Here is a 13,375-nt window from a genome sequence, read left to right on the forward strand (position 1 = left end):
CAGAATAACCCGAAACAAGGGACGGAGCGAATGCGTGCGATTCGCTCCGTCCCTTGTTTCTTCCCGCTCTCGCTTATCGCGATTCTTGAAGGACTTGTTCGAGACATTCGAGGAAAAAAATGTTCTCCTCCTCGGTGCCGATGCTAACCCGGATATGCCGCGGCAGCCCCCATATATCGCCGTAACGAACGATAACCCCTTTGGCCATCAGCGCCCGGAACTGTTCATGGGCGCGCGCTCCCAGCTCGACCAGCACAAAGTTGCTCATGCTTCGCGTATAGGCGAGCCCGAGCCGGTCCAAGCCTGCGTACAGCCGCTCCCTTCCCTGTGCGTTAAGCGCTCTCGAACGGAGCACATGCTCCTTGTCGGATAGCGCAGCCGCTGCTGCCGTCTGGGCAAGCGCGTTGACGTTGAAAGGCTCTTTCACCTGCATAATGCGGCGGATAATCGCTTCCGGCGCAGCGCCGAAGCCGACGCGAATTCCGGCCAGTCCGTATGCTTTGGAGAACGTTTGGAGCACAATCACCGGCCTGCCGGCCCGGACGAACTCCAATCCGTCGGTATAATCCTCAGCGGCCGTATAATGGCAATAAGCCGCATCGTACACGAGCAGGACGCCCTGCGGCAGCCCGGCCAGAAGACGCTCCAGCTCCTGCCGGGGCATGTAGGTGCCGGTCGGGTTGTTCGGGGAGCACAGCCAGACCAGCTTGGTCCGCTCGTTCACGGCGGCTAGCAGCGAAGCGGCTTCATAGCGGAAGCCTTCGGCAAGCGGAACGGAGACAACGCGCGCATCCATCAGGTGCGCGCCGAATTCATATTCGCTGAACGTCGGGGAGGGCGCCACGATCTCGTCGCCGGGCTCTAGGAACGTTTCGGAGAGCAGCGTGATCAGCTCGTCCCCCCCGTTCGTCACAACCAGCTGCTCAGTCCGCAGCTGCAGCTCCTGCGCCAGCGCTTCCTTCAACAGCACCGACTGCGTGTCGGGATACCGGTGAATGTCCGGGAGCGCCGCTTGGATCGCCTCCAGCGCCCGGGGGGACGGACCGAGCGGATTTTCGTTGGAAGCGAGCTTAACGACGCGTTCGAGTCCAAGCTCCCGCTGCACCTCCCAAATCGGCTTGCCCGGCGAGTAAGGCTTCAAGCGGTCCAACACTTTGCGCGGCCGCACCTCGCCCTGTGCCGGCGCTTCTGCCTGCATTCGTTGATCGTTGTTCATAGCGTGATCGAGACTCCTTTTCGCATAATCTACTTTATTGCTTTACTTCAATAAATAAATATTACATTAATGCGTTAATAAAGTAAAGTATTTGTTGATAGGCATACCCGAGAAGCAGGCAACAAACACGCAGCAAAAGCCTCCTGCATATGATGTACCATCCGGTACAAGCAAAGGAGGGACATCCATGATTCCGGTACGTCCCAGTTATAAGTTCGGCATCATCGGTTATTTGCTCGCTTGGTTCGTCGGCAGCTTTTGGTTCGGGGGACTCCTTAAAAGCGGCACGGTAACCTCCGTACTCGGCGTCCATATGGCCGGTTTGGAGCACTACGCTTATTACGCATTAGCCGGCGCCATCGGCGGCACGCTGTACGCTTTGCGCTTGCTGCATGAATATTACGATCAACTGACCGAGCGGTGGCTGGTCTGGTATTTGCTGCGCCCGATCAAATGCGCCGGGGCTTCCGTCATGACGATCGTGCTGTTTCAAAGCGGCATTATGCTGCTGCAAACGGGTAACAGCGTTTACGCCAAAATCGGCATTGCGTTCCTGGTCGGCTTCGGCTACGGCAAGCTGATGGATAAACTGAAGTCGCTCACCGAAGCGCTGTTCAACGGCTCCAAAGAGCAGACTCCGGACAACAAGCCACCCCAGTGATAAAAGCATTAAAAAACCGTTCGGACGAACGGTTTTTCAAAGCTTTCGCCACGAAGCACCTGAACACGAGGGCCGCAACGCCGCTCACGCTTGGAGCATTGTGCGGTTGCGACGCCGCCGTCCTTGACGTTCCGCTCTTCGATTCACGCTATTTTCAGCCTATCATGGCGTTATTCTCTCGGCTGACGACATCGCTTCGTCCTTCAAACCCGCGCGAAACCATACGTTCCTGTAATCGGCCCAACCCAGCGCATTAATTGTAACCCCCTCCAGCTCCTGCGGAAAAGAGGCAGTCTGCCGCCAGCGGTACCAAGGTACGACAAACCGCTCTTCGATAAGCTTGGTCTCGATCGCCCTCAGGTCGCGCAAGCGCCGCTCCCGGTTCGCGTGCCGAAGCGCATATGTTACCCGCTCCCCGACCTCCCGTTCGGTCGAGACGGGCAAGCAGCGCCGGACCGGGCCGCCCGGATTCGCCAGAATCGTAAGCAGCGTCCATTCGGCGTCTTCTCCGACGGGCTGCTCCAATAAGAAAAGATCGGCGCGGGCGAGCGTTTCCTCATCCAGCAGGCGTTCGTATTCCACCTGTTCGACCTCCGCGGCAATTCCAAATTCCACAAGTCTGCCTTCAAGCCATTCGGCGTCCAGTTCGTGGCCGGCCCCCGGGTAGGTCACAATGCGCAAGGGGCGATCCGGACGGACAACCGTTGTTGCCGGTTCGATTTGTTCAGCCGGTTCGGCCTGCCGGGCTCCAACGATCCATTCAGTCTGCATACGGCCGGTTAACTCCGTGCCCGTACCCGTACTCGTACTCGTGCTTGTACCTGCATCGGTGACTTTACCCGTATCCGAATATGGAGCCTGTCCATTTGCTTCTTCGTACCCGATGAACGTATCGGCGAAATCGCCGCGGTTGCCGCCCAGCTGCCGGACAAAGGCCGGATCGCGGAGCGCGCGAAAGATGCATGCTCTCATTGCCGGATCGTTCAGCGGACCGGGCTTGCCCAGGTTTAGGCACACGTATTTGCAGCCGCGGTCTATCCGCTCCACCTCGCGCCACCGAGGGCCGAGCGCCGCCTCCTCCCGCTCCCGATAATGGCGAAAATTCAACTCGCCCACTTCGTTATCGCCCTCAAGCCTAACGGCTCCGTCGTTCGATCGGATCGGCTGCCACCGCCACATCTCCACCCGGTCCACATGAGCCGGACGCAAGTAATAATCCGCGAACACCTCCAGAATCAGGCCGCGGGCGTTGGGCCGTTTTAACCGAAACGGCCCCGTTCCGACCGGCAGCGAAGCAAAGTCGGCAGGCAGCTCCGCCGGCACAATCGACGCGGCCGGAGAAGCCAGCAGCGAGCCTAGATAGGGCGCAGGCGCATGCAAGCTGACCAGCAAACGATGCTCGTCCAAACATTCGATGCCGCTCACTACGGCGAACAACGAGGCGTATGGAGACCCGGCGTCCGGATCGGTAAGTCTGCGCAACGTAAACGCTGCATCCCTTGAGGTGAACGGCTTGCCGTGGTGAAAGCGGACATGCTTCTGTAAATAAAAGACCCATCGGTCTCCGGCCTCGTTTCGCTCCGCCTCGTGAGCCAGGCCCGGTCGGAATCGCCCGGAAAGTTCGTCGTAGACGAGCAGCGTATCGAACAATTGCCGCAGGAGATGCAGCTCCGTTCGCCGGGTCGTGTAAGCCGGGTCCAGCGCGGCGGGAATCCGATAAGCCGGAAAACGCAGCACGCCTTCGGCGCTTGTTCCGCTCCCCGGCTGCAGGCGGTAACCGAAAGCCTCCCGCAGCAAAACGTCCATTCGGGCCGCGCCCTCGTCCGTAAAAGCCCCCCGTTCGGTCAATGCCATCACTTCTTGAAAGCGGCCTTCAGCCAGAAGCCGTTCCGTCTCCGCCGCCAGCATCGACTCCGGGTCGACCGCGAACGTCAGTCTGGAACGGTGACCGCGTCCTAACCCGGCGCGCCATTCGATCCACAGCCGCTCCCGCATACGTCGAAGCAGCAGCTTCACGTTCCGTTCCGAGCAATGCAGCAGCTGCGATAGCTCGGGAAGCGTCACCTCCGCCTGACGATCCGTCAACCGGAGCCGCAGGCCGCGATACAACTCCAGGTAATGTTCCTCCAGCCTCATACGCCGCTCAACTCCTTCACCGCCCTGCCGAGAAAAGGGGGAAATTATTTACGTTCAGTTTACCCTTTTCGTACCCTTTTTTCTACGTACAATAAACCTTATCACTTCACGCAGAAAGCGGGTTTCGCCAATATGAACGATACACGACACGCGCCTATCGCGATCGCCTGGATTACGGGCGTCTGCTTGTTGGGCGACTCCATGCTGTACATTGTGCTGCCGGTCTACGGTATGCAGCAGTACGGACTGGATTCCTTCTGGCAAATCGGCCTCCTGCTGTCGGTCAACCGGCTGGTCCGGCTGCCGCTCGGTCCGTTGATCGGCTGGCTGTACGCCCGGATGCCCGTCCGCGTCGGCATCACCGCAGCCGTCGCAGCGGCCAGCCTGACCACATTGGCGTTCGGCCTGGGAAGCGGCTTTGCCCTGCTGCTCGCGGCACGCGCCTTATGGGGGGCCGCCTGGTCGCTGCTGCGGATCGGCGGTTACCTCGTCATCCTCGATGCGTCCGCCCCCGGCGGCGGCGACAATCGCGGACAACTGCTGGGCCGGTACAACGGCATTATGGGCATGGGCAGCCTGGCCGGCATGCTGTTGGGTGGCATGCTGGCCGACGTGCTCGGCGTGCGCCTCGTCGCAGCGGTTCTCGGCGCTGTTATGCTGCTCGCTCTGCCGCTAGCTTGGCGCCGCTTGCCTGCGCAGGCCGCTCACAGCAAAGCTGGCGCGAAACAGCCCGAAACGCAGCCGCCCCAGCGAACGGCCGCCTCCCTGCGAAGCTCACGCTTTGCCGTGCTTACACTAAGCTCCGGCTTGGGGATGGGGTTCGTCTTCTTCGGCATCCTCCTGGCCGGGCTCAGCCCCCTGCTCGCCTCCCGCTTGCCGAATGGAACGGCGATCACGCTGTTTGGCGCGAGCTTGGGCGCCGCCTCCCTCGCCGGGATCGCGCAGGCGATCCGCTGGGGCTGGTCGCCGCTGCTCTCGCCGTGGATCGGCAAGCGCTCCGACGCCCTGCCCGACCGGCGCGGACTTTATGCCGCCGTGCTAGGCCTTGGCGCGGTCTCGTTCGCGCTGCTGGCCGCGCCGGTGCCGCTGCCGCTCTGGCTGCTCGCGCTGCTCGGCGTCATGCTGGCCAGCACCGCGATCACGACGCTGACCGACGCCATGGCTTCGGATGCAGCTGCAGGCCGATCCGCCGTTACCTTCATGACCACGTATACCGTCGTCATCGACGTCGGGGCCGCGCTTGGGCCGCTGGCCGCCGTCGGTCTGCTCGCTGCGCTCGGACCGGACGGCCTCAGCAGCGCCTGCGCAATCTGTTTGGCGCTGCTGACGGCGGCATGGCTTATTTTCGGCGGCAAGCGTGATGTGGTATAATGCCTGTCAAACACACGTTCGCTGGTTGAGAGGTCAGCCGGGCATCCTGCTCAGCGATTTTTAAGGCAAGTTCAGGAAGATGGGGAAGCGAGATGGAAAGAGGGAGCGAGGGAGATGCGCAAGATGGAGTTTGAAGCCAAGCTTCACCGACCGGAAGGAATCGGAACATGGACGTATGTGAAGGTGCCGTTTCAGGTGGAAAGCGTGTTCGGCGCCAAGGGCCAAGTCAAGGTCAAAGGAACCGTGAACGGCGTGCCTTACCGAAGCTCGGTCATGCCGCAGGGCGATGGCATACACTACTTGGTCGTGAAACGCGAGCTGAGGGAGGCTGCAGGAGCCGCATCCGGAGATACCGTGAAGGTATATATGGAACGGGATACGGAAGAGCGAACGATCGAGGTGCCGGACGACTTGTCAGCCGCTCTGCGCCAGTATCCGGCAGCTGAGTCCAGGTTCGAGCAAGCTTCGTATTCCCATCGCAAGGAGTATGTCGACTGGATCGTCTCCGCCAAGAAACCGGAAACCCGTGCCGGCCGGATTGAGAAAGCGATCGGCATGCTCGCTGAAGGCAGAAGGCTGAAGGGCTAATCCGGGCAAGGCTGCCGGACGACGTAAACCGGAACGCGGGCTAAACGTTACCGGAGAAGGAGCAGCATATCGCCGGTGCCTGTTATTCCTTGAAGCTTTACAGGATCTGGCGCTGGTGAGGATTACACCCGCTTGATGATCTCGTTAACCGTGCTCAGCGGCAATCCGGTGTGCTGGCAAATGTCGATCAAGCTGGCTCCCGGATGCAGCTGCAGATAATGTTTGATCTGATGCGAAACCTCAATGTGTTTCTTCAAGCAATCTGTGCATAACGTTTCGAAACGGCCGGTTTGCAGTTTGCCGCACCCGCTGCAATTCGACAATTGCATATTATTAAAGCCCCCTCTTCGGACAAGCCGAATGTTGTTTTACAACATTCGCGGCCTTGTCGACGGTTGAGGGGGTTTCTTTTTGTAAAATATCTCTTTTTTTGCTATTTTTCTCATTTTAATCAAAACTTGATTCCTTAGGCCTATGTATTCATGGTATAAAAGATCTAGGAATACATAATTAGGGGAGCGGTGTCGATGAGCGCGAAGGTTGTCGTATTGGGAGGCGGAGTCGCCGGTATGAGTGCGGCCCAGGAATTGGCGGAACGAGGGTTTGAGGTAGCCGTGTACGAGATGCGCAGGCTGCCCGGGGGTAAAGCCCGTTCCATGCCGGTGCCGGGAAGCGGTACGGAGGGACGGAAGGATTTGCCAGGAGAGCATGGATTCCGGTTTTTTCCGCGTTTCTATAAGCATATTGTCGATACGATGGAACGGATTCCTTACGGGGATAACGAGCAGGGCGTCGCCGGCAATTTAGTCGAAGGCACACGGCTCGGACTGGCTCGGGTGGACGGGCCTCCGGTGGAGTTTCTCACCGAGTTTCCACATTCCATTGAAGATGTGAAGGACGCATTCAAGTCGCTGTTCGACAATAATCTCGGACTGACCGATGAGGAGATCCGCCTGTACATGGAGCGCATCTGGCAGGTCATGACCAGCTCCGACGATCGCCGGCAGCAGCAGTACCAGAACATCCCGTGGTGGAGCTTTATCAACGCCGATGAGCAGTCGGCCCAGTTTCGCCGTGTATTCGCCGGGATGACGCGCATTCTGGTCGCAGCTAAAGCGCGGGAAGCCAACACCAGCACGGTCGGGGCCGTTGGCGCCCAAATTATGCTTGACATGGTCGTGCCCGGCGGCAGCGCGGATCGGCTGTTGGACGGACCGACGAACGAAGTGTGGCTTCACCCGTGGCTTGAGTATTTGCAAAGTCTCGGCGTCGACTACCATCTGGAAGCCAAGGTCGAGCGCATTCATTGCGAGAACGGCGTCATCAGCGGGGCGACGATTACGGAGAACGGGCAAACCTGCGAGGTGCAGGGGGATTATTACGTCGCGGCTTTCCCCGTTGAAGTGATGGCGCAATTTGTCACTGACGAGATGCTGCACGCCGACCCGACGCTCGACGGAATTCGGCAGCTGGCGGAAGATGTCGATTGGATGAACGGCATCCAGTTTTATTTGAAGCGGGACGTTCCGATCATCCACGGCCATATGATCTATATGGATTCGCCTTGGGCGCTGACCAGCGTGTCGCAGAAGCAATTTTGGCCTGATTTCGATTTGGCCGATTATGGCGACGGCATGGTTCAAGGCGTGTTGTCCGTGGACATTTCGGACTGGGAGGCACCGGGCGTCCTCTTCGGCAAACCCGCGAAGAGGTGCACGCGCGAAGAAGTGATGCAAGAAGTGTGGACGCAGCTGAAGCAAAGCTTGAACGTGAACGGGGCCGTCGTCCTGGAGGACGACAACGTGCATTCGTGGTTCCTCGACGAGGATGTGCATTTGCCGAATCCGGACGGGGTTGCGGTCAATTTGGAGCCGCTGCTTGTGAACAAGGTTTACACGTGGAATTTGCGCCCGCAGGCATACACCGCCATCCCCAACTTGTTCCTCGCCTCGGATTACGTGAAAACAAATACGGACCTCGCCACCATGGAAGGTGCGAACGAAGCCGCCCGGCGGGCCGTCAACGCGATTATCGAACGCTCCGGGCTCGATGTGCACAAGTGCAAAGTGTGGGAGATGTACCAGTTCCCTCTGCTGACGCCGTACCGAATCCACGACGAGTCACGGTTTAAGAAAGGGCTGCCGTGGGATGGTAAAATTTTCACTCCGATCGGGTAACCGGTAGGAGGACGAACGGGCCATGTCGAATTAGGGAGCTTGAGGTGAGGGGATGAAAGTATTCGTATTGGGCGCAGAGCAGCAATTTCAAAAGCTGCCTGTCGAGGTCGAGGTCGAACAACGTCCCTGCTTTCTTCTGAAAGACCGTGACGTTTACCGGCTCGTCTCCCGCAAATGCCCGCACGCCGGCCAGCTTGTCGACATCGAGGATGAAGAGTTGGTCTGCCCGATGCACGGCTGGTCTTTCGATCCGCATAAGGGCGCTTGTCTGAACGTACCTGCCCGCAGCTTGGCTGCTTATTCGGTCGTAGTCAGGGACGGGATGCTGATCGCTCAGGTGGATGGCTAACTTCGGAAGGCGCGCTTGGGATCGAGCTTGCGTACACTGTAACATCTCGGAAAAAGGAGATGTTGGTTGTGCCTACCTATCGTATCATTGTAGATCTTTCGGATCGAAAGCTGCACGTGTTAGAAGGGAACCGCGTTTATCGGACGTATCCGGTCGGCATCGGCACCATGTTGACCGGCACGCCCAGCGGCGAATTTACCATTATTAACAAAGAACCGAACCCCGGAGGGCCTTTTGGCGCCTACTGGCTAGGGTTATCGAAGCCGCATTACGGAATACACGGCACCAATAACCCTTCCTCCATCGGAAAACTGTCCTCCCACGGCTGCATCCGCATGCACAATGCAGATGTAATCGCGTTATCCAGGCTCGTCTTCGTGGGCGACCGCGTTACGATTCGTCCATAGTCCGCTCCGGAAATTACTTCACGTCTTTTGCGCTGACGCTTGTCCCCCAGTCGTTCTCCACGCCCAACTCCCGGTAAAACTGCGCCAGGAACGCCTCCATATACCGATGACGCTCTTCCGCGAGCTCACGGGCGGCCGTCGTGTTCATCTTCGTCTTCAGCTTCAACAGCTTCTCGTAAAAATGATTAATCGCCGTACTCGGCTGCTTGCGGTACTGCTCTTGACTCATCGAATCGCGCGGGCGGAGGTCCGGGTCGAAAATCAGCTGCCCTTTCCAGCCCGAATAGGCAAAGGTTCGCGCGATACCTACCGCACCCAACGCATCAAGCCTGTCCGCATCCTGAACGATACGTCCCTCCAGGGTAGACAATTGCCCCCCATGTCCGCCGTTGTAAGACATATTGGCGATGATGTCCATCACATGCAGGCGATCCGGCTCAGCCGCGCCATTCTCGATCAGCCATGTATTCACTTTATCCAATCCGGCTTCCTTGCTCGGATTCAGCTTCTCGTCCGCGATGTCGTGCACGAGCGCGGCCAGCTCGCATAGGAAGGCATCCGCCTGTTCACGCTCTGCGAGCAGGCGTGCCGTGCGGGCCACCCGGGCCGTATGCTGCCAGTCGTGACCGCTGCTGTCTCGCCCCATTTCCTCCTGCGCATACGTTCGTGCGCGTTCCAGCAGTCGCTCTCGGTACGTTTCGTTCATTTCGTTCATCTCCCGTTCATCTTCCCTTCCTTCCATCAATCTCCGCCGCCGCCACCGCTGCTGCTGCTTCCGGTATCTCCACCACCGCCGCCACCGCTGCTGCTGCTTCCGGTATCTCCACCGCCGCCGCCACTGCTGCTGCCATTGTCTCCTCCACCCCAGCCGCTTCCGCCGCCGTCAGCCCCGCCGCCCCTACTGCCTGAATCGGTGGAGCGTCTCGAATCGAGGTCGTCCGAACCGCTATAATGATGATGATGACGGCGGGCCATGTCATCCTCCAAAGACGACGACGCAGGCGGGAACATGAAGCTTTCCCCGCTGCGATGCCGCCTGCCCGGGCCGGAATGCCCGCTCCTTCTACCTATCGAGCTTACGATCACGACGATTGCGAACACCGCAAACAGGATAAAAATAATGCTCATGGATTCCGCCTTCTTCTGTACTTAGTATAGACTGCCGAAGCACGGAAAGAGTTTCGGACTTTTTACAAAAAAGGACAGCAGCCCCTTTATTTTGCGCAAAGCCTTTGAAATTGCCCAAGCAACGCACTATATTTCTTCTATATTTGCACCGGAAGGGGTGAAGAATTCCGTAGAAACGCAAAAAGCGCCTGTTACACAGACGTCGTTCGTGAGCAGGCGGGTGTGAAGATGGGTTCGACTGCCCATTTTCAATGGCTGCGCGGCATTCGCCCATCCAGCCGAATGCCCTGCGACATAGTATGATTATGTGTTAATGAGCTCACGCTCCACAACAACAACAACTCTAGAGGAGGAATGAACAATGGGTGGTTTCTCTTGTTCTTGCGGAGGTTTTACATCGACTGGTGTCATCTTGGTTCTCTTCATCTTGTTGGTAATCGTAAGCCGTGCATGGTTGATCTAATCTGACTAAAAGCACAAAACTACGGCCAAAGGGAAACCTTTGGCCGTTTGCATGTTACGGCGAAGACGTACATATGGTGGTAAGGTATAACTTTTGAGAGAGGTGAGGAGAATGCCTTCGGGTCACACAATCGACCGCAGCGAAGCGAAGGAGCTTTCGGTCAAGGATTGGATCTTGACGATGATCATTCTGGCCATTCCGATCGTCAACATCATCATGCTGTTCGTCTGGGGGTTCGGAGAAGGCACCAACCCGAACAAGCGAAACTATGCGAGAGCCGCCTTAATTATCGCCGCGATCGCGATCGTCCTTTATTTGATCTTCGCTATCGTGTTTTTCGTTGTGCTGAGCGCCTCGATGTCCATGTCATGACGAAGAGCCGGTCCTCCTCCAAGGGGAAGGCCGGCTCTTGAGCAAGTCTGGTCGTGGAAGTATCCCGAGTTGTTCAACCTATACGGCCGCTATTCATAGAGCGCCCCGGCCGTCGATCCGTCCGGATACACGATATGGGTATAAATATGCCGCTCTCCGTTATCCGCTCGGGACGTATACCACAAATCATAACGGTCTACTTGGCCTTCGCCGTTCCAACGAATGAACAGCTGTGCGTCCAAGTCTCCCCGCTTCAGTCCTTGCACGTCGGTCTCGTTCAAGCTCCCGAAGCGATAATCGGTCTTGGCTCCGAGATCATACCGCCAGATCTGCTGGCTCGAGCTATCGATCCACGTCACTTGAGACGGGTCGCCGAACCATCGCTTAACGTCCTTGCTCCCCATGCCCCGCTCCAACCTATACTGCGCAGCCCATACTTTCCGCTCGGCCTCCGTCCCGCCTACAGGCTCCTTCACGACGGATACGGTTCGCGTCTTCTGATCATAAGCGGCGCCCGCTCCAAGCTCTTCCGTCATCAAGCGCAGCGGCACATACGTATGCCCCTCGTAATTGAGCACCGTAAACCGGGACCCGATGTCACGGCTTTCGCCGTCGAATTGAAACTTGACCGGAAACAACAGCGCCCAAACCCCGTCTGCCGCATACAGCGTTGTGGAAGCGGTCAGCGCCGCACCGCACATCATGCCTAACAAGAACTTTTTCAAAGGCGTAAGCTCCTTTATTCTGATAGTCACCGATAGCTCTAGTATACATGACAACCAGAAAACGCGAAAACCGCCCGGCACAAGACCGGACGTCGCTTCGGAGTCCGGCGGTGCGCCGGGCGAGCTCCGACTTCTTATTTATTCAACCATTCGCAGCTGTCGGCACAATCGCAAAGCGCCTTCTTCACGGAACACCATGAACGCTTAGCGTAATAAATCGGCACTTCCTGATCCTTCGCCTGCTGCTTGATCACTTTGGTCAAATTGTGGTTGACGTAATCGGTCAGCACGAGCACCGCGTCAACCTTATCCGGAATACCTTTACGCACCATTTGGCACTTGCGACCCGACATATGCACCACATCATCAAATCCGATTTCCGCCAAATGTTCGGGCATATTGCCCAAATGATCGGCGCCTACGACCAATATCGACGGCATGCTCTAATCTCCCTTATCTATGTATTTATCATCAATGATAATCATTCTCAATTCCTTATAAATCAATGATAATGGTTCTCAACGATAATGTCAACCTTACCCGGCTTATTTTTCTAGACTCCCTGGATAATGGCCAAAAAGCCGCATCGCGGGAAATTCGCGATGCGGCGAGGACAGTCTCGTCACTTAGATGAAATAGAGAACGGCAAACAAGATGATGACCAGCAAAATATAGAGAACCAAAATAACGCCCGTTGTCGTAAAGTAACCGCCGCCCCATCCGAAGCCTGCACCCGCAGCACCCATTCGCGATCCACTCCCTCTGTTGAGTTAGCCGTGGGTCACTCTCCCGCGAACATGGTTCAATATATGTCCTGAGCGGGAATCGGTATGGACAATTAACGGGGGGTCTCTAAATAATGGCCCGTTTTATAAGAACAGAATGAGGTAAAATACAATCGCTAACACAAAACGGTAATACGCAAACCACGATAGGCTCAGTCGTTTAATGATGTTCAGGAAGGTCACCACGGCGATCATCGCGACGATGAAGGAAGCTGCCAGCCCTGTAACGAAAAGACCTAAGTCGTCCATGGACAACAAATCCCGGCTTTTGTATAAATCCAGGAAGGTCGCGGCGAACATGATCGGCACGGACACGATGAACGTAAACTCAGCTGCCGCCTTCTGGCTCGTCCCGAGCAATATCCCTCCGGAAATGGTCGAGCCCGAGCGTGAAAAACCCGGCCATAACGCTAAACATTGAAATAAGCCGATCCCGAACGCCTGCTTATATGTAATGTCGTCCATCGTCTCGGCCGTCACGCGCACGCGGGCCCGATCGGCTATAATAATCAGAATTCCTCCGGCCACCAGGCTTATGAGCACAGTTCCCGGTCCGAACAAATATTTCTTGACCAAATCGTGCAGCGCCAAGCCCACGACGACCGCAGGCAGCATGGCCAGCGCGATATGAATCAGGTTGACTCGACCGCTGTTCGAGAGGCTTCGCTTCAAGTTGAGAAAGCCGAAAAACCTCCGCCAATACAAGACAAATACGGCTAGAACGGCACCCAGTTGTACAACGATCTCGAACGTCTTCGCCTTTTCGCCCGTGAAACCAATCAAGTGCGCCGTCAAAATCATATGACCCGTCGAAGATACGGGCAAAAACTCCGTCAATCCTTCCACAATGCCCAGAATGACGGCCGACCAAAAGTCGTTCAATTTCCTCACACTCCCATATACTCTCTATTGTCCACCATTCCTCATTATAGAGGATCGGGAGTCAAGAGAGAAGCGGAAAAAGACGGCTGATCCCTGGTTGGCCATTTTGCCAAGC

The 13,375-nt window shown here is 57.1% G+C and carries 17 protein-coding genes; 8 read left to right on the forward strand and 9 right to left on the reverse strand.

Features of this window, described 5'->3' with window-relative positions; all coding sequences use genetic code 11:
* Positions 1-73: 73 nt before the first annotated feature.
* Entirely contained in the window at positions 74-1,216 is a 1,143-nt protein-coding gene (gene hisC / locus JMF85_RS01395; RefSeq protein ID WP_236595700.1) for a histidinol-phosphate transaminase, read from the reverse strand.
* A 187-nt stretch (positions 1,217-1,403) separates the two neighbouring features.
* Between hisC and JMF85_RS01400 the strand changes: the two genes are divergently transcribed.
* The gene (locus JMF85_RS01400) at positions 1,404-1,877 is read left to right on the forward strand and encodes a hypothetical protein (protein ID WP_054797561.1); all 474 of its coding nucleotides are present in this window, start codon (positions 1,404-1,406) and stop codon (positions 1,875-1,877) included.
* Between the two features lie 162 nt (positions 1,878-2,039).
* Here the strand turns inward: JMF85_RS01400 and JMF85_RS01405 are convergent, their stop codons facing one another.
* Positions 2,040-4,013, reverse strand: coding sequence for an ABC transporter substrate-binding protein (locus JMF85_RS01405; protein ID WP_201317617.1), 1,974 nt, complete (start codon positions 4,011-4,013; stop codon positions 2,040-2,042).
* A gap of 132 nt (positions 4,014-4,145) precedes the next feature.
* On the opposite strand from JMF85_RS01405, the gene JMF85_RS01410 reads away from it, so the two are divergent.
* Positions 4,146-5,384, forward strand: coding sequence for an MFS transporter (locus JMF85_RS01410; RefSeq protein WP_201317618.1), 1,239 nt, complete (start codon positions 4,146-4,148; stop codon positions 5,382-5,384).
* Between the two features lie 114 nt (positions 5,385-5,498).
* Positions 5,499-5,972 carry a YdeI/OmpD-associated family protein gene (locus JMF85_RS01415; RefSeq protein WP_201317619.1) on the forward strand — a complete coding sequence of 158 codons (474 nt, stop codon included), beginning with the start codon at positions 5,499-5,501 and terminating at the stop codon, positions 5,970-5,972.
* A 122-nt stretch (positions 5,973-6,094) separates the two neighbouring features.
* On the opposite strand, the gene JMF85_RS01420 is transcribed toward JMF85_RS01415, so the two are convergent.
* Positions 6,095-6,301 carry a MarR family transcriptional regulator gene (locus JMF85_RS01420; RefSeq protein ID WP_054795787.1) on the reverse strand — a complete coding sequence of 69 codons (207 nt, stop codon included), beginning with the start codon at positions 6,299-6,301 and terminating at the stop codon, positions 6,095-6,097.
* Between the two features lie 192 nt (positions 6,302-6,493).
* On the opposite strand from JMF85_RS01420, the gene JMF85_RS01425 reads away from it, so the two are divergent.
* From JMF85_RS01425 to JMF85_RS01435, 3 genes are all read left to right on the forward strand, one after another.
* On the forward strand, positions 6,494-8,149 hold the full coding sequence (locus JMF85_RS01425; RefSeq protein WP_372813767.1) for a hydroxysqualene dehydroxylase: 1,656 nt from the start codon (positions 6,494-6,496) through the stop codon (positions 8,147-8,149).
* A gap of 52 nt (positions 8,150-8,201) precedes the next feature.
* Positions 8,202-8,498 carry a Rieske (2Fe-2S) protein gene (locus JMF85_RS01430; protein WP_201317620.1) on the forward strand — a complete coding sequence of 99 codons (297 nt, stop codon included), beginning with the start codon at positions 8,202-8,204 and terminating at the stop codon, positions 8,496-8,498.
* 68 nt (positions 8,499-8,566) lie between these two features.
* Positions 8,567-8,905 (forward strand): L,D-transpeptidase, encoded by a 339-nt coding sequence (locus JMF85_RS01435; protein ID WP_054795792.1) that lies wholly within the window; start codon positions 8,567-8,569, stop codon positions 8,903-8,905.
* 13 nt (positions 8,906-8,918) lie between these two features.
* Here JMF85_RS01435 and JMF85_RS01440 read toward each other — a convergent pair whose 3' ends face one another.
* Together JMF85_RS01440 and JMF85_RS01445 are read right to left on the reverse strand one after the other, a co-directional pair.
* Positions 8,919-9,647: an HD domain-containing protein gene (locus JMF85_RS01440; protein WP_236595701.1), complete on the reverse strand. Its 729-nt coding sequence runs from the start codon at positions 9,645-9,647 to the stop codon at positions 8,919-8,921.
* Positions 9,647-10,033 (reverse strand): hypothetical protein, encoded by a 387-nt coding sequence (locus tag JMF85_RS01445; protein WP_201317621.1) that lies wholly within the window; start codon positions 10,031-10,033, stop codon positions 9,647-9,649. Before JMF85_RS01445 ends, JMF85_RS01440 begins: the two co-directional genes overlap by 1 nt.
* Before the next feature lie 361 nt (positions 10,034-10,394).
* On the opposite strand from JMF85_RS01445, the gene JMF85_RS27905 reads away from it, so the two are divergent.
* Both JMF85_RS27905 and JMF85_RS01450 read left to right on the forward strand, forming a co-directional pair.
* Positions 10,395-10,496, forward strand: coding sequence for a sporulation protein YjcZ (locus tag JMF85_RS27905; protein ID WP_127606794.1), 102 nt, complete (start codon positions 10,395-10,397; stop codon positions 10,494-10,496).
* 111 nt (positions 10,497-10,607) lie between these two features.
* Positions 10,608-10,868, forward strand: a complete 261-nt coding sequence (locus tag JMF85_RS01450) for a hypothetical protein (protein ID WP_127606791.1) — start codon at positions 10,608-10,610, stop codon at positions 10,866-10,868.
* Between the two features lie 89 nt (positions 10,869-10,957).
* Here JMF85_RS01450 and JMF85_RS01455 read toward each other — a convergent pair whose 3' ends face one another.
* The 4 genes from JMF85_RS01455 to bacA all read right to left on the reverse strand — a co-directional run bounded on the left by JMF85_RS01455 (position 10,958) and on the right by bacA (position 13,260).
* Positions 10,958-11,593 (reverse strand): stalk domain-containing protein, encoded by a 636-nt coding sequence (locus JMF85_RS01455; RefSeq protein WP_127606789.1) that lies wholly within the window; start codon positions 11,591-11,593, stop codon positions 10,958-10,960.
* 134 nt (positions 11,594-11,727) lie between these two features.
* Entirely contained in the window at positions 11,728-12,033 is a 306-nt protein-coding gene (locus JMF85_RS01460; RefSeq protein ID WP_054795782.1) for a DUF2325 domain-containing protein, read from the reverse strand.
* Positions 12,034-12,219: 186 nt separating this feature from the next.
* Positions 12,220-12,339, reverse strand: coding sequence for a sporulation protein YjcZ (locus tag JMF85_RS01465; protein ID WP_201317622.1), 120 nt, complete (start codon positions 12,337-12,339; stop codon positions 12,220-12,222).
* A gap of 123 nt (positions 12,340-12,462) precedes the next feature.
* The gene (gene bacA / locus JMF85_RS01470) at positions 12,463-13,260 is read right to left on the reverse strand and encodes an undecaprenyl-diphosphate phosphatase (protein WP_127606785.1); all 798 of its coding nucleotides are present in this window, start codon (positions 13,258-13,260) and stop codon (positions 12,463-12,465) included.
* Positions 13,261-13,375 lie beyond the last annotated feature (115 nt).

Origin of the sequence: Paenibacillus sp. EPM92 (assembly GCF_016586185.1) — a bacterium.
Taxonomy (GTDB): domain Bacteria; phylum Bacillota; class Bacilli; order Paenibacillales; family NBRC-103111; genus Paenibacillus_G; species Paenibacillus_G validus.

Bases quoted from the DNA above. Each gene is read 5' to 3' on its own strand.
- hisC (WP_236595700.1), bottom strand. From the start codon at position 1,216: ATGAACAACGATCAACGAATGCAGGCAGAAGCGCCGGCACAGGGCGAG.
- JMF85_RS01400 (WP_054797561.1), top strand. From the start codon at position 1,404: ATGATTCCGGTACGTCCCAGTTATAAGTTCGGCATCATCGGTTATTTG.
- JMF85_RS01405 (WP_201317617.1), bottom strand. From the start codon at position 4,013: ATGAGGCTGGAGGAACATTACCTGGAGTTGTATCGCGGCCTGCGGCTC.
- JMF85_RS01410 (WP_201317618.1), top strand. From the start codon at position 4,146: ATGAACGATACACGACACGCGCCTATCGCGATCGCCTGGATTACGGGC.
- JMF85_RS01415 (WP_201317619.1), top strand. From the start codon at position 5,499: ATGCGCAAGATGGAGTTTGAAGCCAAGCTTCACCGACCGGAAGGAATC.
- JMF85_RS01420 (WP_054795787.1), bottom strand. From the start codon at position 6,301: ATGCAATTGTCGAATTGCAGCGGGTGCGGCAAACTGCAAACCGGCCGT.
- JMF85_RS01430 (WP_201317620.1), top strand. From the start codon at position 8,202: ATGAAAGTATTCGTATTGGGCGCAGAGCAGCAATTTCAAAAGCTGCCT.
- JMF85_RS01440 (WP_236595701.1), bottom strand. From the start codon at position 9,647: ATGGAAGGAAGGGAAGATGAACGGGAGATGAACGAAATGAACGAAACG.
- JMF85_RS01445 (WP_201317621.1), bottom strand. From the start codon at position 10,033: ATGAGCATTATTTTTATCCTGTTTGCGGTGTTCGCAATCGTCGTGATC.
- JMF85_RS27905 (WP_127606794.1), top strand. From the start codon at position 10,395: ATGGGTGGTTTCTCTTGTTCTTGCGGAGGTTTTACATCGACTGGTGTC.
- JMF85_RS01450 (WP_127606791.1), top strand. From the start codon at position 10,608: ATGCCTTCGGGTCACACAATCGACCGCAGCGAAGCGAAGGAGCTTTCG.
- JMF85_RS01460 (WP_054795782.1), bottom strand. From the start codon at position 12,033: ATGCCGTCGATATTGGTCGTAGGCGCCGATCATTTGGGCAATATGCCC.
- JMF85_RS01465 (WP_201317622.1), bottom strand. From the start codon at position 12,339: ATGGGTGCTGCGGGTGCAGGCTTCGGATGGGGCGGCGGTTACTTTACG.